Origin of the sequence: Campylobacter sp. CNRCH_2016_3089 (assembly GCF_025772505.1) — a bacterium.
In the GTDB taxonomy this organism is placed as follows: domain Bacteria; phylum Campylobacterota; class Campylobacteria; order Campylobacterales; family Campylobacteraceae; genus Campylobacter_D; species Campylobacter_D lari_D.
Map to the genome: position 1 here is coordinate 1 of NZ_JAKMSF010000003.1, position 22,488 is coordinate 22,488.

At 27.9% G+C, this 22,488-nt stretch carries 24 protein-coding genes and 2 pseudogenes; 13 read left to right on the plus strand and 13 right to left on the minus strand.

Going from position 1 to position 22,488, the window contains the following annotated elements; translation table 11 throughout:
* The first annotated feature begins 58 nt into the window (after nt 1-58).
* Nucleotides 59-1,135, plus strand: a complete 1,077-nt coding sequence (gene flhB, locus L8W69_RS02315; RefSeq protein ID WP_133319972.1) for a flagellar biosynthesis protein FlhB — start codon at nt 59-61, stop codon at nt 1,133-1,135.
* Here the strand turns inward: flhB and L8W69_RS02320 are convergent.
* Entirely contained in the window at nt 1,127-1,906 is a 780-nt protein-coding gene (locus tag L8W69_RS02320) for a sulfite exporter TauE/SafE family protein (protein WP_133319971.1), read from the minus strand. The two genes, flhB and L8W69_RS02320, sit on opposite strands and share 9 nt — an antisense overlap.
* A gap of 111 nt (nt 1,907-2,017) precedes the next feature.
* Here L8W69_RS02320 and L8W69_RS02325 point away from each other — a divergent pair, with 111 nt between their 5' ends.
* Genes L8W69_RS02325 through L8W69_RS02335 form a run of 3 tightly spaced genes read left to right on the plus strand, consistent with a single transcriptional unit; the run spans nt 2,018 to nt 4,501 of the window.
* Nucleotides 2,018-3,154 carry an N-acetyl sugar amidotransferase gene (locus L8W69_RS02325; RefSeq protein ID WP_133319970.1) on the plus strand — a complete coding sequence of 379 codons (1,137 nt, stop codon included), beginning with the start codon at nt 2,018-2,020 and terminating at the stop codon, nt 3,152-3,154.
* Entirely contained in the window at nt 3,151-3,762 is a 612-nt protein-coding gene (gene hisH, locus L8W69_RS02330; RefSeq protein ID WP_263666344.1) for an imidazole glycerol phosphate synthase subunit HisH, read from the plus strand. The genes L8W69_RS02325 and hisH overlap by 4 nt, the downstream gene beginning before the upstream one ends.
* A gap of 1 nt (nt 3,763) precedes the next feature.
* The gene (locus tag L8W69_RS02335) at nt 3,764-4,501 is read left to right on the plus strand and encodes a HisA/HisF-related TIM barrel protein (protein WP_263666345.1); all 738 of its coding nucleotides are present in this window, start codon (nt 3,764-3,766) and stop codon (nt 4,499-4,501) included.
* On the opposite strand, the gene pseH (L8W69_RS02340) is transcribed toward L8W69_RS02335, so the two are convergent.
* The 9 genes from pseH (L8W69_RS02340) to pseF are packed head-to-tail and all read right to left on the minus strand — an operon-like array spanning nt 4,469 to nt 10,358.
* Nucleotides 4,469-4,933: a UDP-4-amino-4,6-dideoxy-N-acetyl-beta-L-altrosamine N-acetyltransferase gene (gene pseH, locus L8W69_RS02340; RefSeq protein WP_263665126.1), complete on the minus strand. Its 465-nt coding sequence runs from the start codon at nt 4,931-4,933 to the stop codon at nt 4,469-4,471. The genes L8W69_RS02335 and pseH (L8W69_RS02340) overlap by 33 nt on opposite strands.
* Complete coding sequence (locus tag L8W69_RS02345) at nt 4,930-5,598, minus strand: PIG-L deacetylase family protein (RefSeq protein WP_263666346.1); 669 nt, start codon at nt 5,596-5,598, stop codon at nt 4,930-4,932. The genes pseH (L8W69_RS02340) and L8W69_RS02345 overlap by 4 nt, the downstream gene beginning before the upstream one ends.
* Nucleotides 5,588-6,274, minus strand: coding sequence for a methionyl-tRNA formyltransferase (locus L8W69_RS02350; protein ID WP_258108356.1), 687 nt, complete (start codon nt 6,272-6,274; stop codon nt 5,588-5,590). Before L8W69_RS02350 ends, L8W69_RS02345 begins: the two co-directional genes overlap by 11 nt.
* 39 nt (nt 6,275-6,313) lie before the next feature.
* Nucleotides 6,314-6,775: a UDP-4-amino-4,6-dideoxy-N-acetyl-beta-L-altrosamine N-acetyltransferase gene (gene pseH, locus L8W69_RS02355; protein ID WP_263666347.1), complete on the minus strand. Its 462-nt coding sequence runs from the start codon at nt 6,773-6,775 to the stop codon at nt 6,314-6,316.
* Entirely contained in the window at nt 6,772-7,596 is an 825-nt protein-coding gene (gene pseG / locus L8W69_RS02360; RefSeq protein ID WP_263660812.1) for a UDP-2,4-diacetamido-2,4,6-trideoxy-beta-L-altropyranose hydrolase, read from the minus strand. The genes pseH (L8W69_RS02355) and pseG overlap by 4 nt, the downstream gene beginning before the upstream one ends.
* Nucleotides 7,593-8,306, minus strand: coding sequence for a WbqC family protein (locus L8W69_RS02365; protein ID WP_263659986.1), 714 nt, complete (start codon nt 8,304-8,306; stop codon nt 7,593-7,595). Before L8W69_RS02365 ends, pseG begins: the two co-directional genes overlap by 4 nt.
* Complete coding sequence (locus L8W69_RS02370; protein WP_263666348.1) at nt 8,303-8,977, minus strand: class I SAM-dependent methyltransferase; 675 nt, start codon at nt 8,975-8,977, stop codon at nt 8,303-8,305. The genes L8W69_RS02365 and L8W69_RS02370 overlap by 4 nt, the downstream gene beginning before the upstream one ends.
* Nucleotides 8,978-8,979: 2 nt before the next feature.
* Nucleotides 8,980-9,666 carry a class I SAM-dependent methyltransferase gene (locus L8W69_RS02375; protein ID WP_263659987.1) on the minus strand — a complete coding sequence of 229 codons (687 nt, stop codon included), beginning with the start codon at nt 9,664-9,666 and terminating at the stop codon, nt 8,980-8,982.
* Complete coding sequence (gene pseF, locus L8W69_RS02380) at nt 9,657-10,358, minus strand: pseudaminic acid cytidylyltransferase (RefSeq protein ID WP_263659988.1); 702 nt, start codon at nt 10,356-10,358, stop codon at nt 9,657-9,659. The genes L8W69_RS02375 and pseF overlap by 10 nt, the downstream gene beginning before the upstream one ends.
* A 62-nt stretch (nt 10,359-10,420) precedes the next feature.
* On the opposite strand from pseF, the gene L8W69_RS02385 reads away from it, so the two are divergent.
* The 3 genes from L8W69_RS02385 to L8W69_RS02395 all read left to right on the plus strand — a co-directional run bounded on the left by L8W69_RS02385 (nt 10,421) and on the right by L8W69_RS02395 (nt 14,027).
* Nucleotides 10,421-11,632, plus strand: coding sequence for a DUF2920 family protein (locus L8W69_RS02385; RefSeq protein WP_263666349.1), 1,212 nt, complete (start codon nt 10,421-10,423; stop codon nt 11,630-11,632).
* Nucleotides 11,633-11,722: 90 nt separating this feature from the next.
* Nucleotides 11,723-12,934 carry a DUF2920 family protein gene (locus L8W69_RS02390; protein ID WP_263666350.1) on the plus strand — a complete coding sequence of 404 codons (1,212 nt, stop codon included), beginning with the start codon at nt 11,723-11,725 and terminating at the stop codon, nt 12,932-12,934.
* A gap of 49 nt (nt 12,935-12,983) precedes the next feature.
* Nucleotides 12,984-14,027, plus strand: coding sequence for an acyl carrier protein (locus tag L8W69_RS02395; RefSeq protein WP_263666351.1), 1,044 nt, complete (start codon nt 12,984-12,986; stop codon nt 14,025-14,027).
* 20 nt (nt 14,028-14,047) lie between these two features.
* Here the strand turns inward: L8W69_RS02395 and L8W69_RS02400 are convergent, their stop codons facing one another.
* Nucleotides 14,048-14,272: an acyl carrier protein gene (locus tag L8W69_RS02400; RefSeq protein ID WP_087698989.1), complete on the minus strand. Its 225-nt coding sequence runs from the start codon at nt 14,270-14,272 to the stop codon at nt 14,048-14,050.
* A gap of 108 nt (nt 14,273-14,380) precedes the next feature.
* On the opposite strand from L8W69_RS02400, the gene L8W69_RS02405 reads away from it, so the two are divergent.
* The 6 genes and pseudogenes from L8W69_RS02405 to L8W69_RS02430 all read left to right on the plus strand — a co-directional run bounded on the left by L8W69_RS02405 (nt 14,381) and on the right by L8W69_RS02430 (nt 20,169).
* Nucleotides 14,381-14,905, plus strand: a complete 525-nt coding sequence (locus L8W69_RS02405; protein WP_263666352.1) for an adenylyl-sulfate kinase — start codon at nt 14,381-14,383, stop codon at nt 14,903-14,905.
* Nucleotides 14,892-15,658: pseudogene (locus L8W69_RS02410) on the plus strand (class I SAM-dependent methyltransferase). Before L8W69_RS02405 ends, L8W69_RS02410 begins: the two are co-directional and overlap by 14 nt.
* A 49-nt stretch (nt 15,659-15,707) precedes the next feature.
* The gene (locus L8W69_RS02415; protein ID WP_263666353.1) at nt 15,708-16,481 is read left to right on the plus strand and encodes a class I SAM-dependent methyltransferase; all 774 of its coding nucleotides are present in this window, start codon (nt 15,708-15,710) and stop codon (nt 16,479-16,481) included.
* A 12-nt stretch (nt 16,482-16,493) separates the two neighbouring features.
* Nucleotides 16,494-18,818: a PEP-utilizing enzyme gene (locus L8W69_RS02420; RefSeq protein ID WP_263666354.1), complete on the plus strand. Its 2,325-nt coding sequence runs from the start codon at nt 16,494-16,496 to the stop codon at nt 18,816-18,818.
* A complete protein-coding gene (locus L8W69_RS02425) occupies nt 18,815-19,414 on the plus strand; it encodes a gamma-glutamyl-CDP-amidate hydrolase (RefSeq protein ID WP_263666355.1) in 600 nt (199 codons plus the stop codon). The genes L8W69_RS02420 and L8W69_RS02425 overlap by 4 nt, the downstream gene beginning before the upstream one ends.
* Nucleotides 19,411-20,169 (plus strand): phosphocholine cytidylyltransferase family protein, encoded by a 759-nt coding sequence (locus L8W69_RS02430; RefSeq protein ID WP_258108305.1) that lies wholly within the window; start codon nt 19,411-19,413, stop codon nt 20,167-20,169. Before L8W69_RS02425 ends, L8W69_RS02430 begins: the two co-directional genes overlap by 4 nt.
* Here L8W69_RS02430 and L8W69_RS02435 read toward each other — a convergent pair.
* A complete protein-coding gene (locus L8W69_RS02435) occupies nt 20,166-21,662 on the minus strand; it encodes an amino acid adenylation domain-containing protein (RefSeq protein WP_263666356.1) in 1,497 nt (498 codons plus the stop codon). The genes L8W69_RS02430 and L8W69_RS02435 overlap by 4 nt on opposite strands.
* A gap of 1 nt (nt 21,663) precedes the next feature.
* A pseudogene (locus L8W69_RS02440) lies at nt 21,664-22,447 on the minus strand (AAC(3) family N-acetyltransferase).
* Nucleotides 22,448-22,488 lie beyond the last annotated feature (41 nt).

Sequence of the window (22,488 nt, forward strand, 5' to 3'; positions counted from 1 at the left end):
TTAGCAGATACTTGATAAAATGCTATAATCTTGCTTTAAATTTTTTAAAGGTTTTTTTATGGCTGCTGATGATCAAGAGAAAACAGAAGAACCCACATCCAAGAAAATAGAAGATGCGCGACAAGAAGGAAATGTCCCAAAAAGCCAAGATGCATCTGCTGTGGCTGTACTTATTATAGCTGTGGTTGTGGTGTTGTTTATGATGCCTTTTATAGGTGAGAGAATTAGCGGTTTATATCGTTTTTATCAAAGTTTTATAGGCATTGAAATTGATTTAAAGATTTTACAAAAAATCATTATAAAAACTATGATAGAGATGTTTATTATGGTATTGCCCATTACTTTAGTAATTATGGTAGCGGGTGTGCTTGGAAATCTAATGCAGTTTGGTTTTATTTTTACTACTAAGCCCATTACTCCAAATTTTAATAAAATTAATCCTATTAACGGGCTTAAAAATCTTTTTTCTTTAAAAAAGATTATTGAAGCTTTGAAAATTATACTTAAAGTCGGTGTTGTATTTGGTATAGCTTTTGTTTTTTTATTGCAATTTATGAAAGAACTTCCTAGAGTAGAACTTTATACGATTTATCCACAACTTTTATGGCTTAGGGATAAAGCTATTATACTTGCAGCTATTGTTATTATAGCTTTTTTGATTATAGGGCTTTTAGATGTACTTTTGGTAAGGTATCAATACTTTAAAAACTTACGCATGAGTAAGCAAGAGGTTAAAGATGAATTTAAACAAAGCGAGGGAGATCCTTTGGTAAAAGGAAGAATTCGTCGTTTGCAAATGGAAGCAGCAAGGCGTAGAATGGTGCAAGATGTTGCTAGTGCTGATGTTGTGATTACTAACCCTACCCACTATGCGGTTGCTTTGCGTTATGATAGTTCCAAAGAAGCTGCACCAAAAGTTTTAGCTAAAGGGGTGGATTTTTTAGCTTTGCGTATTAAAGATATGGCATATGAATACAATGTTATGATTTATGAAAATCCTCCTTTAGCTAGAGAACTTTATAAAGCTTGCGAGGTAAATGATCTTATTCCACCAGAGCTTTTTAAAGCAGTGGCAGAGGTTTTAAGCTTTGTTTATACTTCCAATAGACAAAAATTTGCCGATAGATTAAAATAAATTTAGCTTTTTAATCAAGCTTATAATGGTCATAGTTATAGAAAGGGTGTAAATACCTAAAAGTGCTATGCGGTGGGATTTAAGATTGATTTTTTCCATGATTTTTATACCAAGATAAACTCCTAGCATAGAGCTAAATCCTACTAAGCTTCCATTTTGTAACACTTCTTTATCAATGATGTCATTATATACAAAAGAACTAATTCCTGAAATTGAAGCAAATATTACAAAAAATAAACTAAGTGGCACTACTTTTTTAGTATCATAGCCTAAAAAATAAGCTAAAATAGGGGTAATTAAAAGCCCACCACCAATTCCTAAAGATATAGCAAAAATTCCTGTAAATACGCCACAAATTAGCAAAATAGAATTTTTTAAGATATTAGAGTGGTTAATGTTTCCAATGGTGCTTTTTTGATTAAAAGCAAATTTTAAAAAGAATACAATACTCACGCATAGAAAAATACTTGTTAAGGTTATATCTGAAAAATATGAGAGTAAAAGCCCGCTAAACATCGCACCTAAAAAGCCTCCAAAGCCTATGATAAGTCCATCTTTTAAGATTAAATTTTTCTTTTTATAGTTTAAATAGGAGCCAAAAATAGAAGCAAAAATCATTTGTACAACAGAAATTGCAACAGCATGATGAGAGCTAAGTCCTAAAGTAAGCATGAAAGGAACGATAATCATACCACCACCTATGCCAAAAACCCCTGAAGCCATACCTGAAAAAATTCCTATAATCATATAAGGAAGTAAAGTTAAATCCATAATTTATAAACCTTTAAATAAAAAATATTGTAACAAAATAAAATTTATTTATCTTTAGAAAATATAATCATAGTCGATTTATGATGACTATAAAGATTTTTTGGAGTTAATATGAAATTTTGTAAAAAATGCGTTATGCCAGATACTAAACCTGATTTGCATTTTAATGATGAGGGAATTTGTGATGCGTGTTGCTCGCAAGAAGCTAAAAATCATGAGATAAATTGGCAAGAGCGTGAAAAAGAATTTCTAGAACTCGTGAAAAAATATAAAAAACATCCTGTGTATGATTGTGTGATAGGAGTAAGTGGTGGTAAGGATTCTACCTTTCAAGTTTTAAAATGTCTTGAACTTGGACTTAATCCTTTGTGTGTTTGTTTTGAACCAAGTATTCCTACTAAAATAGGTAAAAAAAATTTAAAAAATTTAAACAATCTTGGTGTTGATTTAATCCATATCAAAAGAAATCCTTTGGTGTATAAAAAATTGGCCCGCGAAGCTTTTATAAGAACGGGTGATAATGAATGGCAAAACCATTTGGGGATTTTTACATGTGTTCCAAAAGTAGCTGTTGCTTTTGGTATTCCTTTGATTATTTGGGGGGAAAGTCCGCAGATTGAGTATGGTGGGCCAGCTAGCTCTAAAGAAAAAAACACTTTAGGTAGAGAGTGGCTTGAAGAATTTGGCGGACTTTTGGGTAATAGAATTTCTGATATGATTGGTGTTGATGGTATTAGAGAAAAGGATTTATATTTTTATACTTATCCAAGTGATGAAGAGCTTCAAAGAGTAGGAGTTACAGGGTTATTTTTGGGATATTATTTTAAATGGGATTATAAGTATAATTTAAAAATATCTAAAGAAAATGGCTTTAAAACTAGTACAAAACCAGTTGAAACTACTTATGAGAATTTTGAAAATTTAGATTGTTATTCAAATCACGTGCATGATTATTTAAAATACTGCAAATATGGTTTTGGAAGAGCTACGGATAATGCGTGCTTGGATATAAGACTTGGCTATATTAGCCGTGAAGAGGGCGTGAGACTTGTAAATAAATATGATGGAAAGCCACCTAAAAAGGCTATTAAAAAGTATTTGGAATTTAGTGGTTTTAGTGAAAAAGAATTTGAAAAAATTGTCGATTCTTATACTAATAAAAAGATATTTAAACGCGATGAAAATGGTAAATTTTTAAGAGATAGTGATGGGTCATTGATAAAAAAAGATGAGTTTGTTTTGAAATGATTTGTATTGTTGATTATCATCTTGGAAATTTTAAATCTGTTTTGAAAGCTTTTGAAAAACTTAATCAAGAAGTGATTATAAGTTCTAAAAAAGAAGATATAAAAAATGCCTCTAAATTAGTTTTACCAGGCGTTGGATCTTTTAAACAAGGTATGGAAAATTTAAAAAAACTTGCACTAGATGAGCTTTTAAAAGAATGTGTTTTAAAAGATAAAAAGCCTATTTTGGGGATTTGTCTTGGTATGCAACTTTTTGCTAGTAAGGGATATGAGGGCGGAGAGTGCGAAGGGCTTGATTTTATAAAAGCAAAGGTTTTGAAATTTGATTTAAGTAAAGAAAAATTATTGCATAGTGGTTGGGATGATTTACAATTTAGTGATAAAAAAAGCAAGCTATTTGATGGAATTTTAGAAAAAAGTGATTTTTATTTTGTGCATTCTTATTATGTAGAGTGTTTAGAAAGTGTGGAAACTTCTTTTTGTGAGTATGAAAAACCTTTTTGTACAAGTTTTGAAAAAGATAATATTTTTGCTGTGCAATTTCACCCTGAAAAAAGCCAAAATGTAGGTTTGAAGCTTTTGGAAAATTTTGCAAATTTAAAGGCCTAGTATGCTTAAAACAAGAATTATACCTTGCGTGTTATTAAAAGATCATCAGCTTGTAAAAAGTATCAATTTTTCTTCTTTTAGAACTATTGGGCATGTAATAAGCACAGCTAGGATATATAATGCTAGAAATGTTGATGAGCTTATAGTTTTGGATATCAATAAAAATGGTGTTATAGATTTTGAAAGCTTAGAAGATATAGCTAATGAGTGCTTTATGCCTTTAACTATTGGAGGTGGGATTAGAACTTTAGAAGATATTAGAAAAGTGTTAGATATAGGTGCTGATAAAATTAGTATTAATTCTATGGCTTTGCAAAATCCAGATTTTGTTAAAAAGGCAGCAAATACTTTTGGAAGTTCTTGCGTAGTATGCTCGATTGATGTTAAAAAAGACAAAAATAAATTTAAAGTTTTTAATAATGAAATTTTAGATATTGATCCGCTAGAACTTGCATTAAAATACGAATCTTTAGGAGCAGGGGAGATACTTTTAACAAGTGTTGATAAAGAAGGAAGTTCTTTGGGGTATGATTGGGAATTACTAGAGTATTTCAAAGGTAAATTAAAAATTCCACTCATTATCAATGGAGGACTTTCTAAGCCTCAAGATGGGGTAAAAGCTATACAACTTGGTGCGAATGCATTGGCTGGTGCTTATATATTTCATTTTAGTCAATATACTCCAAATGATGTTAAAAATGAGCTTTTAAAAAATGATATCCCCGTGAGGATTGTTTAAATTTACAAAATAAAAATTATTATCTTCTTTAATAACTTCAAAACCATGTTTTAAATATAAATTCAAAGCTTTTGTATTTTCTTTGAAAACACATGCGTTTAAAGTTTGAACTTTTAAAACATTGAAAGCATAGTTTTTAACTTCTTGCATTAAAAGCTCACCTACGCCTTTTTTTATACCATAAAGCCCAAATTCACAGGATATTTTTATGATATTATTAAAATATATTACTCCCAGTTTCTCGTTATTTTTTATCAACAAAAAATATTTTTTATTTTTATTTTTGTTTAGTTCTTTTAAAAATATTAAGTGATTTTTATAATTTATATTTTTTGTTTTCATAAATTTAGAGATATTTGGAGAATTTCTTATATAAAAAATTTCCTTTTTTTCTTCTTTTGTAAGATTAGTAAAATTTTTATAAAAAATCACTTTATAACCTTTATACTTTTAAACACTTCAGCATATTGAAGACCAACTCTCATTCCTTGGTATTGTGCATTTATTTTTATCCCCTCTAAACTTCTTGGATGGGGATAATTTCTTAGTTCTGATTGATAAAAAGACATAGCTTTTAGCTTCAAATCAAGCGTCTCACTAATATCAAAAAATACATCAGGTTGAAAGCTTAATGGATAGTTCCATTCTGTACTCGAAAGAATTTCAAAACTATAAATTTCTTTAACACTTTCTTCTTGTAGAGATCTTGTAGCAGTAATTGTTGCTTTGTATGTAATTTGATGGTCTATATTGAGATCTTTTTCATAATGTGTAAAAATTATATTTGGTTTAATTTCATTTTTAACTTCTTCTATACTCTTGACTATTTCTAATAATGGTATTTTATCAAAAGCATTATCAGGAAAAAACTTTCTAAAAACTTTTTTAATGCCTAAAAGATTATTTGCTTTAAATAACTCATCTTCTAAAATTTCTTGTTCATTTTCACTATTTATCTCTCTGCTTGTTTTACCTTCTCCAAGTATTAAAGTATAAGCTTCATATCCTTGTTGAATATATTTTGCTATAGTTCCAAAGCATCCTAAAACTTCATCATCTGGGTGAGCTGCTATAATTAAAATTTTGTTATTTTTCATAAAATATTACCTCTGCTTTTATTTTATTATTGTGTTTTTTTGCGTTTTGAAAAACCATTTTTATATTTTCAAATTCCAAAAAAGCTTTTGGATAATCAATGGCATCAAGCATGCGTATAAAATCATATATTTTTATCAAATTTGGATTTTCGAGTGTATTGATATTACTTTGTTCTTTTGTTCTTCTTTTGAAAATTACTACTTTCCCTTTTTGTATGCGAGGGTTGATTTTTGTATGTAAAATTCTTGGTATTAGTTTAAAGAATATGATTTTTGAGATTTTTTCATAAATTCGTTGTGCATTTGAAATTTTAAAACTAATATTGTGTTTTAGATATATTTCTCCACCATCTAATGTATCACAAGCTTTTAAAGCACAAATTTTGCTTTTATATACCCCTCTTATGATTAAATTTTGTAAAGGTGAACCTCCTCTTCCAAATGGTAAATTTCCAAGGTGGAAAATAATACATTGATAGTTATTGTAAATTTCTTGAGGTATATAGAAAGACCAATGCGGGAAGAATATATAATCTGGGTTTATTTTTGTTATTTTTTCTAAAGTAAGATCGTCTTTTTTTGTTATGAGGTAAAAAGTATATGTTTTATATAATTCTTTTAGTTTATAAAAATTATTAATATTGTGCTCTCTAAGAGTTGCTATGATTATATTCAAACTGCAACTCCATATATTTGATTAAATATATTTAAGTTGTTACCCCCCCCCCATGTATGCAAAAGACAAATTTACAAAATAAAAATTATTATCTTCTTTAATAACTTCAAAACCATGTTTTAAATATAAATTCAAAGCTTTTGTATTTTCTTTGAAAACACATGCGTTTAAAGTTTGAACTTTTAAAACATTGAAAGCATAGTTTTTAACTTCTTGCATTAAAAGCTCACCTACGCCTTTTTTTATACCATAAAGCCCAAATTCACAAGAAAGTTTAGTGATATTGATAAAATCAATCACACCTATGATATTTTCATCATCATATACTAAAAAATATTTTTTAGTTGTGTTTGTTTTTAAGCTAGATAAAAAGTTTAAATGCTCTTCTAGGCTAATATTTTGCGTTTTCATAAATTTAGCAATGCTTTCATCGTTACGCCATTTTAAAACAAGTTTGATTTCTTCTTGAGTCAAATGGATAAAATCTTTTAAAATTATCATATAAAATTCTCCACTTCATAGCCTTTTTTAGCAAGCCATGTTGCAAGTTTTTCTTGATTTTTAGCATAAGCTATGGCTTTAAAATTTGCTTTTAAAATTAAAGCTTCATTTACCAATGAACTTGCGCTAATGATGAGTTTTTTGCTTTCATTCATCAATCTTGCAAGATTAGATTGGTCAATGAGAATTTGTATATTAGGGTTTTTTTGGCTTAATTTTCGAAGCGAGTTTAGATGAGAATTTGCTTTTGTAGTAGCTATGATGATAGTTTTGTTTTTGTTAAGTTTGTTTGCTATATCAAAGGAAATATTTTTTGGATCACTTCCTCCTATACAGATAAAATAATCATAAATTTTTTCTCTTTTTATCTTGCTTTCTTCATAAAACTCATCGCGTATTAGAGCATAGGAAAAACCACATCTTAATTCACAATATTTTGGCACTAAATTCTCATAATCGCTTTCTTTAGCATAAGCATTAACATTTAGTAAAATGTCACAAAAATGTTCTTTTATCTCATCATCAAAACTTAGAATTTTAACCCCTGTTTCTAGCTTGATGAGTTTTTCATCATCTGCAGTAATTTCATAATGATCAATAATCAAAAGATCAAATTTTTCTTTTTTGATGAGATTGATTAGCTCATATACACTAGCACTTGTTAGCTCATATACAGGATAAGGAATTTCATCTATCAAAGAACCTTCTAGAGCTAAACATGCAAAAGATACATCATGATATTGCTTAGCTAACAAAAGATCTCTTTTGATATGTCCGTGTCCTATGGTGCTAGAACTATCACTTCTAAAAAGAACTTTCATGTATTATGCTCGTTAATTTTGATACATTCTTGAAATTTTGCACAAGGCTCTTTTTCATTAAATAAAAAATCTAAAATTCCTAAATAAGCTATAAAATTTGCACCCAATTGAGTATAGGTTGGATGGATAAAATCAAAATATTCAATTTTTATATTTGCATTTTTAAAAATTTCTTTTGCTGTTTCTTTTTCAAGATAGTTTTTTGAACCTTCTGGGGAAAGGTAATGATCAGCTTTTAGTATTTGGCAAATTTCAAGTAGTAATTTTTCTTTTTTTTCATTTTTTAAATTTAAAGAAGAGCTTTGCAAAATGGGTGTTTTGATGCTCAAATGCTCGCAGTAAATTCTGATTAGCTCCATGTTAAATTGTACTAAATGTGTATGTTTAAATAAGACTTTTTCTAAGATATTGTAGTATTTATTAAAATTAATACTTTTAGAGTAGGCATGATGAATAGTTTTTAAAAATTTAATTTTCCATTTATCATCTTTATCAAATAATATATCCTGAAGTAATGTTTTTTGTGACGCTTTTTGTAAATTTAATCCCAATAAAAAGGTTTTATCTTGTAGTTTAATTTTATTTCTATTTTGCCATGATCTGCGTTCAAATTGCACATTATCCAAAAAGACAAAAGTATCAACACTTTGTATCATATATATATAGCCAAGCCATGGATTAAAGGTTGGCTGCATGATAGCTATTTTCACTTAATTTTTCCATAAATTACAATATCGCTATCATTAACTAATCTTTCATCTTCTCCCATGATATTGGTATTTTCATAAGTAAGTACTTTAAAATCATATAAATTTAAATATTCTTTTAAAATTTCTACAAGTTCGTATTCTTGATATAGAGTATTAATACATCCAAGCTCTCCTGTAGTATTATCATTTGTGATTTTAAAACAATTATGAGCTATTTTTTCTCCATAGCCATATCTATAATCTTTTATGCTTCTTGTTCTTAAAAAAAACAAAGCATTTTCTTTATACATAGAATTTTCTTTAGAAATTTTTAATAATTTTAAAAAATCTTCTTTCAATAGATAGTTAATCACATTGGGAATCATAAAAATATCTGCATTAATATTTGGATTTTTTAAAGGAAAATCTAAGATATTATCATGAAAAAACTGATAGTTTTTACATTGAATTATTTCTTTGAAGTTATAATTAGCATCGCTGATACTTTCTTTGCTTAAGTCAACTCCGATACACTCATAATCATAATTTGCAAATAAAGAGAGATTGTTGCCATTAGAACAGGCAAATTCTAAAACTTTTTGGTTGCTTTTTTGATGCAGTCCTTGTTTGAAAAAAAATTTAATCACGGCTAAATCTGGAAATTTTAAGCCTTTTAAATTTTTTAAATACATTTTTACTCCTTAGTGATTTTTCCATATATAATTATATCGCTATCTTTGATATAAACTTTATTTTTTATATTAATATTTTCACTTGTGATAACTTCAAAATCATATAAATTTAAATTTTCTTTTAAAATTTCCACAAGTTCATGTTCTTGGTATGCTGTGCAAAGACAATTTTTTTCGCCACTAAATTCATCATAGCTTAAAATAAAACTATCATTTTTTAATTTTTCTCCAAGCCCATAGCGATGATCTTTAATACTTCTTGCTCTTAAGAAAAAGTGAGCATACCCCCCCCCATTTGCTTGATAAAGATTATTTTGTTTTGCACTTTGTAGTAAATTTTTAAATTCATCTTTAGTAATGTAATTAATAACATTAGGTATTAAAAATACATCTGCATTTATATTTTGATGATTTTTAGCAAAATCAAGCATATTTTCATTAAAAAAACTTGCCTTTTTATAATGCATAATTTCTTTAAAATTATAAATAGCGTTTTCATGATTTTGTTTGCTAAGTTCTACACCGATACACGCATAATTATAATTTGCAAATAAAGAAAGATTATTGCCATTATGAGAAGCAAATTCTAAAACTTTTGCATTTTTTAAAGCATCAAGTTTGTTTTTAAAAAACCATCTTACAAGTTCCATATCAGGATATTTAAAACCTTTGATTTTATTTATAAACATTTGTTTCTTTCATGGAATTGATACAATATTTTAGCAAATTCTAAGTCTTCAAAAGTGTCAATATCGCAAATTTTATTTCTTGGAAGTAAAAAAGCTTTAGAATGAGATTTAAACATAAAATCTTCTTCTAGCCACGCTTCTTTTTTGCCAAAGTAAAATGCACCACCATCATGGTAAGCTTTAGTAAGATCTTGTGAGCGTTTATCGTAATTTGACTCATCAAACATATAAACTTTATTTTGATCATCAAGGTAAAAACCTCTTTGTATAGGATATTCAAACTCGCAAGCTGAAAATAAAAATTTACATTCTTCTTGACTAAATTGTTCAAAAGCTTCTTTTAAGATAAACTCATCTATAAGTGGAGCAGTTGCGTATAAGCAACACACATTTTCATAGATTTTACTTTGTTTTTCTAGAGTGATGATGGCATCTTGGATTACAGCGGTTGAACTTGCATAATCATCACTTAGTTCTTTTTTACGCACAAAAGGAGCCTTAGCACCATACTTTAAAGCCACTTCTATGATCTCATAATCATCACTTGAAATAATTACATCATCAAAAATACCCGAATTTAAAGCACTTTCTATGCTATAAGCAATCAATGGTTTTCCCAAAAAATCAATAATATTTTTTCTAGGAATACGCTTAGAACCACCGCGCGCAGGGATAATACAAAGATTTTTCATGATTTCTCTTTAAATTTATAAAAAAGTAAGTATAATTGAATTTTTATTTTAAAAGGCTTAACATGCTCATAAATCAAACTTATTTTATAGACTCTTGTGATGATGTAGAATTAAATATAAAAAGAGAAAGTAAATTAGAATATAGAATTACTTATGATGATAGTAAGCAAATGGAAGCTATTGTTTTTATCATAGGTGGATTTGGGGCAAATGCTAATATATCTTTTTTAGATTTTGATAGAGAATATCTTGCTAAAAAATTTAATATTATTGTTGTAAATGTTTTTTATCATTGCTTTAGTGCTAGGCCTTCTATAGATGAGAAATATAATCCGATTTTTATGCCAAATGAAAAAGATTGGGAAAGTTTTTGTGAAATAGCAAAAATTTGCGATATGGAAATTTATGACTATGAAAAAAGCAATTTTAAAAATTGTATAAGAAAACTTGATGAAAGATCTAAACAAATAAAACATGAAGGAAGACTGAAAAAAGATTTTTTGATAAATCTTTCTTGTGATTTTGTATTGCCAAATAACGAATATCAAAATTATGGAATTATGGCAGCTATCGATCATATCAATGCCTTAAAAGATATAATGAAAAATTACCCTCAATTTAAATCTTTGCCTAAAATTTACGGGGGGGGGTCATACGGAGGTTATTTAGCGCTAATGTGTGCTAAAATAGCTCCTTGGTATGTTGATGGAGTGATAGATAATTCAGGAGTAACATTGCCTCATTTGCCTCATTTGTTAGGTAGAGAAAGTGAGTGCGGTGAATTTGCTATTAGAGGTGATAATTATATTTTATTATGTTTTGTAAAAAAATACTGGACTAGAGATGAAAGCTCTCCGTATTTTTTAAGTGATGATAATTATATGATAAGGGTTCTTTTAAACTCAAAGCATCTAAGTTTGCAAAATGAAAAAAATCAAAATACAATATTTATCAGTTATCATAGCGCAAAAGATGAGGGAGCTCCAGTGGAACATAAGAGTAATTTTTATGAATTTTGCAAACAACTTGGATTTGATGCAACTTTGCATATTGTTAAAGATGAGAATGATGTAGATGGTAGATATATAAAGAGCTTAGAGCATGGTTTGAGAATGACAGATAGGGCTTTATTTAAAAAAGAATTACCTATATTGCTTGAAAAACTAAAAAATAAAACATTTAATATGAGAGAAAATAGCATATCTTATCCTTGCAAAGATAAGATATTTACTTTTAAAGATTTTAAAGATCGATTTGAGCTTAAAATTATGTAATCTTAAGTATATTTAATTGTAGAAATATTCTTTTATTAATAATATTATTGTTTTAGGTATAATATAAAAAATGTAAATATAAGGCTTAACATGCTCATAAATCAAACTTATTTCATAGATTCTTGTGATGATGTAGAATTAAATATAAAAAGAGAAAGTAAATTAGAATATAGAATCACTTATGATGATAGTAAGCAAATGAAAGCTATTGTTTTTATCATAGGTGGATATGGAGCTAATGCTCATATGACTTTTGTTGATTTCAATAGGAAGTTTTTGGCTCAAAAATATAATGTTGTAGCTGTAAGTGTTTTGTATCATTGTTTTTGTCAAAGAAGATCAGATATAGAAAAATATAGTGCAGCTACTGCATTTATAGAAGAAGATTTACCTAGTTTAAAACTTGTATTAGAACAATTTAATATCAATACCAATGCTTTAAATATTTATACTGCTTGGGAATACTATGAGCTTTTAAATAGAACTATAGGTGAATTAAAAGATAAGAAGATGTTAATTCAGCCTTATAGGGCACATTTTAATGCTACTTTTATTCCTCCAAATAACGAATATCAAAATTATGGAATTATGGCAGCTATCGATCATATCAATGCTTTAAAAGATATAATGAAAAATTATCCTCAATTTAAATCTTTACCTAAAATTTACGGGGGAGGATCATATGGAGGTTATTTAGCGCTAATGTGTGCTAAAATAGCTCCTTGGTATGTAGATGGAGTGATAGATAATTCAGGTGGAGCTTTGCCTCCATTTACATATTTTTTAGGAAAAGAATTTGATAAAGAAGATTGTGTATTTTACGATCCAAACACTATTGTACATTGTCAAGTAAAAACCTATTGGACACGCAAAAACCCAAACTCACCTTATTATTTTGCTGATGAAAATTATTTAATAAGAGCTTTACTTAATAAAGATCATTTGATTTTACAAGCTCAAAAGAATAAAAATATTATTTATACAAGTTATCATAGCGCTAAAGATGTTTTGGTATCTTTTGAGCATAAAAGTCAATTATTGCAAATTTATCAATTTTTAGGCTATCAAGTTAATTTTAATATAATTGATGAAAAAAATATAGACGGTAAATATATAAAAGATTCAGCGCATGGAGGTGGAATTTCTGATAAGACATTATTTAATAAAGAATTACCTATTATGCTTGAAAAATTAAAAGATAAAACATTTAGTATGAAAAAAGATAGTATATCTTATCCTTGTAAAAATAAAGTTTTTACCTTTAAAGATAAGGGTAATAAATTTATATTGGAAATTATGTGATTTTGATATAATTACTAGATATAGATTTTTAAAATATGAAAAGGAAAAAATGACAGCGTATATTAGTATAGGAACAACCAATAGTGGCAATCAAGAAAGACAAGGCTTTTTAATGCAAAATGAAAATAAACTTTTGCAACAAGGTTATATCTATCCAAAATCTCTTAGAATGGCAAATAGACATTGGGTTTTAGTCGATATAGTTTTAGAGCTTATAAAAAAAGATAAATTAAGTCAAAATCCATTGGACGATTTAGAAGATGTGCGTTTGATTAAGGCTGTTGAGAATTTCAAAATAGAGGCCACAATACATAAAGATAAGAAATTTATATTTTCTGCAGAAGGGATAGTTTGGGATTTTTCTACTAAAAGACATATAGAAATTCTTAAAAGTGTTTTAAATGCTTTAGGATTTGATGAAATTTATGAAATTATTTACTTTAGAGATACTCTTGGATATTTAAATTCTCATTGTTCTCAAGATATTAAAAATAATATGGGGTTTTATAGTGCTGATTTTAAGCCTGATGAGCATCCTAGAAAATATATATTTGATTATAAGTGGATTTGTGAGAGCCATATAGAAGTATTTGGTGAAAAAAGTTTAATAGTGAGACTTTTGAAGGAAGAATATGTTGGCGGAACATTACTTAAAGATTTTGTATATCATTTAGGTTTAGAATGGGATGATGAATTTTCATTAAAGCAAAATAAAAATGAAAGTTTTAATCTTTTAGGTATGGAGCTTCAAGGAAGACTTATAAAAAAAGATTTGCATGGGCAAAACATAAATTCTTTACTTTATACGGCTAGAAAAATTTTTGAAGGTGCTAATGAGGATAGGTTGAAATTTAGAGTGCAAAAAGAAATAGCAAAAGCTTATGTTGATTATTATGCTCCTTCACTTGAGTGGGTTAGAGCTAAGTATTTTCCACACAGAAAAAATTTATTTGAGCCGATTAATTGGGATGAGTATGAAGAAAATCCAACCTTAACCCAAACCAAAGAAAGTGATTGGGATAAAATAGCTGATTTTATAGCAGAAATTATTGTGTCTAAAAATAAAATTATCCAGTCTTTAAAAAGTAATTAACGCAATGTTTTAACATTGCGTTAATTATATGCTTTTTCTAGCATATTTTTGATACTTTGAAAATCTTCAAAATTTTCAGGACTTATAAATTCAGCATTGAGACTTTTTCCATAGTGTTTTTCAATTTCAGCTACTAAAGCCATAATATCAATACTATCTATAATGTCTTCACTTACTAAATTTTGCATTGTTTCATCAATATCGGTTCTCTCTATGTTCATAAAAAACTTTTTAATATTTTGCATATTTATCCTTTTTTTGTTTAAAATAATAATGATTATTATATCTTATTAATATTGAAATTTATAAGAATTTGATAATATATTATCTTTATTAATTTGAGAAAGTTTTAAATGATTGCAAGTGTTATTTGGCTTACAGGTTTAGCAGGTAGTGGAAAAAGTACTATAGGTAAAGCATTATATGAGAAATTAAAAAATGAACATAAAAACATTATCTATCTTGATGGAGATGAATTAAGAGATTTACTAGGACATTATAGCTATGATAAGCAAGGTCGTATAGATGTAGCATTAAAAAGATCCCAATTTGCTAAATTTTTAAATGATCAAGGTATGATAGTAGTTGTAACAACCATATCTATGTTTAGTGAAATTTATAAACATAATAGAGAAAATTTAAAAAATTATTTTGAGATTTATATTAAATGTCCAATGGAAGAATTAATAAAAAGAGATCAAAAAGGACTTTATACAAAAGCTTTAAATGGTGAAATTAAAAATGTTGTAGGTGTTGATGTAAAATATGATGAACCAAATGCACATTTTATACTAGATAATTCATTGCAGGATAATTTAGATAAAAAGGTCGATATAATATTTGATTTAGTAACAAAGGAGTTTCATGAAACAAGGTGACTTTAGTGAAGTTGCAAAACATTATCACAATAGACCAGCATACTCAAGTATGCTTATAGAAAAGCTCATAAAATGTGTAAATGATCAAAATAAAAGCACATTAAAAGTTGTAGAAGTAGGAGCGGGTACGGGAAAGCTTACTAAAATGCTTGCTGATGAGTTTAACCTTTGTATAGATGCAGTCGAGCCAAATGATAATATGCGTGAAGAGGGTATTAAATTTACTCAAAATTCACAAAATATTACTTGGTATAAAGGCAGTGGAGAAGAAACTACCATGCCTAGTAATTATGCTGATTGGGTAATCATGGCCAGTTCTTTTCACTGGACAGATCCTAAAAAATCCTTACCTGAGTTCGCAAGAGTGCTTACGGGGGGGGGTATTTCACTGCCATATGGAATCCACGCCATATAGCTAAAGGCTCTGTGTTTTATGAAATTGAAGAGGAAATTAAACATATTGTACCAGAGCTTACTCGTGTAAGTAGTGGGGTGCAAAATGTTAAAAACTGGGAAGAAATCTTAGTAAGTACTGGAGATTTCACAGACTGCTTTTTTATGGAGTGCGATTATAAAGAGCTTTGGAGTAAAGAGCGTTATCTTGGGGCTTGGCATTCTGTAAATGATATTCAAGCACAAGCTGGAAAAGCTAGATGGGAAGAAATTTTAAAAATGATAGAAAATAAAATTTCTTCTATGGATATGATTGAAATTCCTTATAAAATCCGTGCATGGACGGTGCATAAGGCATAGTAAAATCCTTTAGCTTTTTTAGCTTTGCTATTAAAGTTAAAGGAAAAAAATGGAAAAAATAGTAGAACAAGTTTGGGATTATACTAAGCATGCAAAATTTTATTCATATAGACCAAATTATGCACCACTTAGTATAGATATGCTAGTAGAGCTTGCTAAAAGAACTAGTCAAAGTTCAAAGATAAAAGTTGCAGATATTGGAGCAGGTACAGGGAATTTGAGTATTATGCTTTTAGGGAGAGCTTGTAAAGTGGTAGCGGTTGAGCCAAATGATGCAATGCGTGAAATTGGTATAGAAAGAACTCAAGGTCAAGATGTAGAATGGGTAAGAGCTACCGGTATTGATTCTACTTTAAAAGATGGAGAGTTTGATTGGGTGAGCTTTGGAAGTAGTTTTAATGTGATGGATAGATCAATGGCACTAAAAGAAAGTCATAGATTGCTCAAAAAAGGATGTTATTTTACTTGTATGTGGAATCATAGAGATTTAAATGATCCTATTCAAAAAATGGCAGAAGATATTATTGTTAGTTTTGTTCCAAATTATACAAGAGGCACAAGAAGAGAAGATCAACGCCCTATTATAGAAGCACATAAAGAGCTTTTTGATAATATTATTTATTTGGAAGAAGATTTTTACTTTCATCAAAGTGTAGATAATTACATCAATGCTTGGAAAAGTGTAAAAAATCCTTATTGGGATCTTGAGACTAAAGAAGGTAATGAGTTGTTTGAGAAAATCACTGATAAGTTAAAACAAGAATTACCAGGTGAATTTGATATCAAATATACAACAAGAGCTTGGAGTGCAAAAAAAATATAAAAGAGTGATATTATGGATAGATTAGTTTTTCAAACAAAAGCAAGAAATTTACAGAATTTAAAAAATATACTTAAAAATGCAAAAGTTTTAGATGTAGTTATCACTTCTTTAAAAGAAATCTTTCAAGATAAAGAAGAAGTGCTTAAAAAAATTATCAATCTAAATGCGAAAAAACTAATCATCCGTAGTTCTTCTAATAGCGAAGATAGTTTAAAAAGTTCCAATGCTGGAATTTTTCTAAGTTTGGCTAATGTAGATATTAATGATAAAAGCCAACTTTTTAACGCTTTAGAAAAAGTAGGTCATTCTATGCCTAGTGAGAATGATGAAATTCTAATCCAACCTATGCTTTTAGATATTAAAAAATGTGGTGTTGCTTTTAGTGTAGATAAGGATAATTTTGCTCCATATTTTTGTATAGAATATGATGAAAACGGCTCTAATAGTTCCATTACAGATGGAAGTGCTAAAAATGCTAAAACATATTTTCACTACCGTGAAAATGAAGATATAAAAGATCTATATATGCAAAAAGTTATTTTATTATTAAAAGAACTTGAAAGTTTATATGGTTGTAATTTTTTAGATGTAGAATTTGCTTTTAATGAGCAAGATGAACTTTTTTGCTTGCAAGTTAGACCTTTAATAATGCAAGAAAAAATTAATCTTTTTAATAACCTGCCTAAAGAAGCTTTACATAGACTTTATAAAAGATTTGTATCTTTACAAGAACCAAGATCTAGAGTGCTTGGAAATAAAGCCATTTTTGGTGTAATGCCTGATTGGAATCCAGCAGAAATTATAGGACTTAGACCAAAAAGATTAGCTTTTAGTCTTTATAAAGAAATCATTACAGATAATATTTGGGCTTATCAAAGAAATAATTATGGCTATAGAGATTTAAGATCGCACCCTTTAATCCATTCTTTTTTAGGTATTCCTTATGTAGATGTGAGACTTTCTTTTAATTCTTTTATACCAAAAACACTGGATGAGAGTATTGCTAAAAAGTTAGTTAATTATTATTTAAATAAATTATATGAAAATCATGAGTTACATGATAAAGTAGAATTTGATATAGTATTTTCTTGTTATGATTTTCATATGGCTGATAAATTAGAACGCTTATTAGATCATGGTTTTAATAAAAATGAAATCAAACGCATTGAATTTTCTTTATTAAATCTTACTAATTCTATTATTGATATTAAAAATGGTTTGTGTTTAAAAGATATAGAAAAATCAAAACAAATGATTGTATATTATGAAAATATTATGCATTCAGATTTTTCACCATTAGATAAAATTTATTGGCTTTTAGAAGAGTGTAAAAGATATGGAACATTACCATTTGCTGGTGTTGCAAGGGCTGCGTTTGTGGCCATGACTATGCTTAATTCTTTGGTGGAAATTAGATTTTTTAGCAAAGAAGAAAAAAATGAATTTTTAAATTCTCTCCACACCGTTAGTAAAACTTTGAGTTATGAATTAGCAACTTTAAATGAAAATAACAAACAAGATTTTTTAAAACAATTTGGTCATTTAAGAGCAGGGACTTATAATATTTTATCTCCAAGGTATGATGAGGATTTTGATGGGTATTTTGATTTAAAACAAAAAAGTGAAATTCAAAAAGAAAAGGAATTTAAGATTAGCGATGATAAATTGCAAAAACTTGATCAAATTTTAAAAGAACATGGAATTGAAGTTAATGCAAAAGAATTTTTTAGCTTTTTGAAAATAGCTATAGAAGGACGCGAATTTATTAAATTTGAATTTAGCAAGCTCTTATCTAAAGCTATATCACTGATAGAGGATCTTGGAAATTATTATGGAATATCTAAAGAAGATATGGCCCATTTGGATATTAAGAGTATTTTAAATTTGTATTCTAGTGTGTATTCTAAAAATCCAAAAGATAAATTTTTGAGTGAAATTAATGAAAACAAACAAGAATATCAATTAAGTTTAGCTATAAAACTTCCGGCTTTACTAACTGATGCACATCAAATATTTGGGTTTTTTACTAGCTATATTCATCCAAATTTTATCACGCAAAAAAGCATTAGTGCTAATATTGCTCTAGAAAATGAACAAGATTTAAAAGGCAAGATAGTGTTAATCTATGCAGCTGATCCTGGATATGATTATTTATTTACTAAAGATATTGCAGGTTTTATCACTTGCTATGGTGGTGCAAATTCACATATGGCTATTAGAGCTTCTGAACTTGCTATGCCTGCTGTTATTGGTGTAGGTGAAGAGAATTTTAAAAAATATCTTCAAGCAAAAAAAATTAAAATTGATTGTCAAAGTGAGCAGATATTTTGTCTATGAAATTTATAGCTATTAGTCAAAGAATTTTAGAAAATCAAGATTATTATGAATTAAGAGAGTGTTTGGCACTTGATTGGGGAAGTTTTTTTAAAAAAGAATTAAGCGATTTTTTGCCTCTTCCATTGAGTTATGAAATTGATTTTAAAAATTATATCTCTAGTATTAGTGCTGTGATTTTAAGTGGGGGTAATGATTTAAACTCTTGTAAATTTTCTTTTATTAATCAAAAAAGAGATGAGTATGAAAAAAACATTATAAAACATTGTATGCGAAATAACATTCCACTACTTGGGGTTTGTAAAGGAGCACAGATGATCGCTTCTTATTTTAATTCTACTATTTGTCCTTGTAAAGATCATGTTGGAAATCATGAAGTGTATTTAAAAGATCAAATAATTAATGTTAATTCATATCATAATTTTGCTATTAAAACATTAGGTAATGAGCTTGAGGCGTTAGCAAATGCAAAAGATGAAACAATAGAAGCTTTTAAGCATAAAAAATTTAGTATTTACGGTCTAATGTGGCATATTGAAAGAGAAAATGGTATGAGCGAAAAAAGTATTTTTAATGCGTGGTTAAAGGATATAAAATGAGAGCTATAATTTTAGCAGCAGGGTTTGGTTCAAGGTTAATGCCTTTAACAAAGAACAATCCAAAATGTATGGTTGAATATAAAAATAAAAAAATCATAGACTATGAAATTCAAGCTTTAAAAGAAAATAATATTCATGAGATATGTGTAGTTGGTGGATATTTATTTGATGTTTTAAAGGATTATGTAGGTAAAAATCATAATTTGGAGTTGTTTTATAAAAATGAAAACTATGATAAAACTAATATGGTTCAGACTTTATTTTGTGCTAGAGATTTTTTGCAAAAGTGTATTGAGGATGAGCAAGATTTGATTGTTTCTTACGCTGATATAGTTTATTTTAAAGATAGTATAGAAAAACTCAAACAATCAAAAGATGATTTTGCTGTTATTGTGGATAAAGCTTGGAAAGAACTATGGTTAAAAAGGTTTGAAAATCCACTTGATGATGCTGAAACTTTAAAATTACATGATGATTTTATAGTAGAGCTTGGCAAAAAAGCAAAAAGTTATGATGAAATTCAAGGGCAATATATAGGCTTATTTAAATTTTCTCATCATTTTTTAAAAGAAGTTTTAAAAACTTATGATGAGCTTGATAGAACTTTACTTTATGATGAAAAAGATTTTAAAAATATGTATATGACAAGTTTTTTACAAATTTTAATAAATAAATACAAAAATGCAAAAGCTATAAAAATCAATGGAAATTGGTGCGAGATAGATTTTATGAGCGATTTAAGAGTGGAGATTTAAGAGTTTTTACTCAAAACCTTCCTATCAATCTTCCCATTTGCATTTAAAGCAAATTGTTCTATTTTGACAAATTTTTTAGGTATCATGTAAACAGGGAGTTTGTCTTTTAAAAAGTTTTTAAAATCTAACTCTTCCTTACTTTCATAAAAGCAAATAATTTCTTCTTTAAAAATACAAGCGCAATTTCTTACATTCTCATGAGAATTGATAATACTTTCTATCTCTCCAAGTTCTATGCGATGACCCATATATTTGATTTGATGATCTATCCGTCCATAACATAAAAGTTCACCAAATTCATTATAAGCTACCACATCACCTGTTTTATAAAGCAAGTCTAGGTAATTATCATGCAAAGGATTTTGCATAAAAGCTTGCTTTGTTTTTTCTTTATCGTTGTAATAGCCTAAAGAAAGACAAGTTCCTCTTACATAAAGCTCGCCTTTAACTCCCACTTGACTTGAAGTAATTAAATTTAAATTTTCATCAAAGACTAAAAGTTGGGTATTTTTACAAGCTTTTCCTATAGGTAAAAGCTCATCATCGCTAAATTGTCTATCAACTATGTAAAAAGAACATACATCGGTAATTTCAGTAGGTCCATAAAGATTAGCAAATAAAGCACTAGGAAGGTATTTGCGCCAAATGTTGAGTTGTTTATTTGGCATGATTTCACCACAAAAAAGAATTTTGTTTAAATTTTTTAATTTGGTGCTATCTACCGCATTGGTATTAGCAAAATAAATCAGCACTGAAGGTACCCAAAAAATTGTTGTTATTTTTTCTTGTTCTAGATACTCTAAAATTTTATTTGGAAAAGCAAAAAGATGATTAGGCAGTATATGAAGCGTAGCTCCCATTTTAACAGAGCTAAATATATCTAATATGCTATTATCAAAGTAAAATGGCGCTTGATTAGCAAGTATATCTTCATGATCTAGTTTAAAAGTTTCACATACCCAAAAAGTATAATCAATCACACTTTTATGGCTTATGCTTACTCCTTTTGGAGTTCCTGTGCTTCCGCTTGTAAAAAAGACATAAAGTAAATTAGTATCTATGTGATCGTTTAAAGCTTTTTCTAAAGCATTTTCATTTATAACAAAGCTTTCAAAATCTTCTGTGAAAATGGTATCAAGATTAAAATCTAAATTTAATTTTTTAGAAGTAATTAAAAGCTTTGGTTTCAAAACTTCTATAACTTTTTCTACACGCTCTTTGGGACTTTTTTCATCTAAAAGTGTATAAAAATTTCCACTTTTTGCTACACCAAAAAAAGAAAGCAAACAATCAATTCCTTTAGGAAGTATGATTAATACAGGATCTTGTGTACTTTTAGTAGGAAGTTTAGAAAGAATTTTACTTGCTATTTTTTTACTTAAATCATCAAATTCTTTATAGCCTATACTTCTACCATTAAACTCAACAAAAGCATTTTTACTTCCAAATTTAGCAACACTTTCTTGTAAAAAATCATTGATATGAGTTGTCATTTTATTCCTTTAGCAAACAATAAGGGTTATCCTTTAAAGCTTTTAATGTTTTTTCTAAATAGTTTTTCATGTTGATATTTATTATATGAGCATTGGAAAAATTTAAAATATTAAAATTATTATCATTTTTTAAAATAGCTACTTGTTTATCAACATCTAAATCTGAATTTTCATTCAATTTTCTAACATAGTATTTAATATTTTTTTGGAGTATTTTACCATCTTCATCAATAATTTTTCCACTAAAATTTTTAAAATATCTATATGGAACATGAGCTTTTTCTTCTATGAAATGACTAAAAGTGTACCCGGCTATTTTAGAGCCAAATAAAACTAATTTTCCATTTTCTTTGGCTAAAATTTCATACACACAATTTTCTCCAAAACAACTTGTAGTGTCCTTTAAAAACAATTCTTCTTTAGCTCCTTTAATGGCAAATGAAAATATAGGATCATTGGTGCGTTTTACCCCCCCCCCATTTACGAAAATATTCTGTTAAAACGCCAACAGTGCTTTTTGAATTCAAATTATCATAAACTTCATTTTTGCAAAAACTATAAGTAAATGTAGGCATGATTAAAGTACCTTCTTTACCTATAACTTCAAAAAAACAATCTAATATAGTTTGTAAAAATTCATTTCTAGGAAGTAAAGGAATACCAAATTTCATCAATTCACTATGTACACACAAAATATCACCTTTTTTAATACCAAGTTTTTTAAAAGCTTCTATTAAGTCTATATTGGAATATTTTTTATCATTGCATTTAAATATATATTTCATACTTTTTTCTTTGAATGTATTTTAATTAGTTATAATAGCAT

Bases quoted from the DNA above. Each gene is read 5' to 3' on its own strand.
- L8W69_RS02335 (WP_263666345.1), top strand. From the start codon at position 3,764: ATGCTTAAAACAAGAATTATACCTTGCGTGTTATTAAAAGATCATCAG.
- L8W69_RS02390 (WP_263666350.1), top strand. From the start codon at position 11,723: ATGCTCATAAATCAAACTTATTTCATAGATTCTTGTGATGATGTAGAA.
- L8W69_RS02385 (WP_263666349.1), top strand. From the start codon at position 10,421: ATGCTCATAAATCAAACTTATTTTATAGACTCTTGTGATGATGTAGAA.
- hisH (WP_263666344.1), top strand. From the start codon at position 3,151: ATGATTTGTATTGTTGATTATCATCTTGGAAATTTTAAATCTGTTTTG.
- L8W69_RS02420 (WP_263666354.1), top strand. From the start codon at position 16,494: ATGGATAGATTAGTTTTTCAAACAAAAGCAAGAAATTTACAGAATTTA.
- L8W69_RS02370 (WP_263666348.1), bottom strand. From the start codon at position 8,977: ATGTATTTAAAAAATTTAAAAGGCTTAAAATTTCCAGATTTAGCCGTG.
- L8W69_RS02435 (WP_263666356.1), bottom strand. From the start codon at position 21,662: ATGACAACTCATATCAATGATTTTTTACAAGAAAGTGTTGCTAAATTT.
- flhB (WP_133319972.1), top strand. From the start codon at position 59: ATGGCTGCTGATGATCAAGAGAAAACAGAAGAACCCACATCCAAGAAA.
- pseH (WP_263666347.1), bottom strand. From the start codon at position 6,775: ATGATAATTTTAAAAGATTTTATCCATTTGACTCAAGAAGAAATCAAA.
- L8W69_RS02400 (WP_087698989.1), bottom strand. From the start codon at position 14,272: ATGCAAAATATTAAAAAGTTTTTTATGAACATAGAGAGAACCGATATT.
- L8W69_RS02430 (WP_258108305.1), top strand. From the start codon at position 19,411: ATGAGAGCTATAATTTTAGCAGCAGGGTTTGGTTCAAGGTTAATGCCT.
- L8W69_RS02425 (WP_263666355.1), top strand. From the start codon at position 18,815: ATGAAATTTATAGCTATTAGTCAAAGAATTTTAGAAAATCAAGATTAT.
- L8W69_RS02405 (WP_263666352.1), top strand. From the start codon at position 14,381: ATGATTGCAAGTGTTATTTGGCTTACAGGTTTAGCAGGTAGTGGAAAA.
- pseF (WP_263659988.1), bottom strand. From the start codon at position 10,358: ATGAAAAATCTTTGTATTATCCCTGCGCGCGGTGGTTCTAAGCGTATT.
- L8W69_RS02395 (WP_263666351.1), top strand. From the start codon at position 12,984: ATGACAGCGTATATTAGTATAGGAACAACCAATAGTGGCAATCAAGAA.
- L8W69_RS02375 (WP_263659987.1), bottom strand. From the start codon at position 9,666: ATGTTTATAAATAAAATCAAAGGTTTTAAATATCCTGATATGGAACTT.
- L8W69_RS02325 (WP_133319970.1), top strand. From the start codon at position 2,018: ATGAAATTTTGTAAAAAATGCGTTATGCCAGATACTAAACCTGATTTG.
- pseG (WP_263660812.1), bottom strand. From the start codon at position 7,596: ATGAAAGTTCTTTTTAGAAGTGATAGTTCTAGCACCATAGGACACGGA.
- L8W69_RS02345 (WP_263666346.1), bottom strand. From the start codon at position 5,598: ATGAAAAATAACAAAATTTTAATTATAGCAGCTCACCCAGATGATGAA.
- L8W69_RS02415 (WP_263666353.1), top strand. From the start codon at position 15,708: ATGGAAAAAATAGTAGAACAAGTTTGGGATTATACTAAGCATGCAAAA.
- L8W69_RS02320 (WP_133319971.1), bottom strand. From the start codon at position 1,906: ATGGATTTAACTTTACTTCCTTATATGATTATAGGAATTTTTTCAGGT.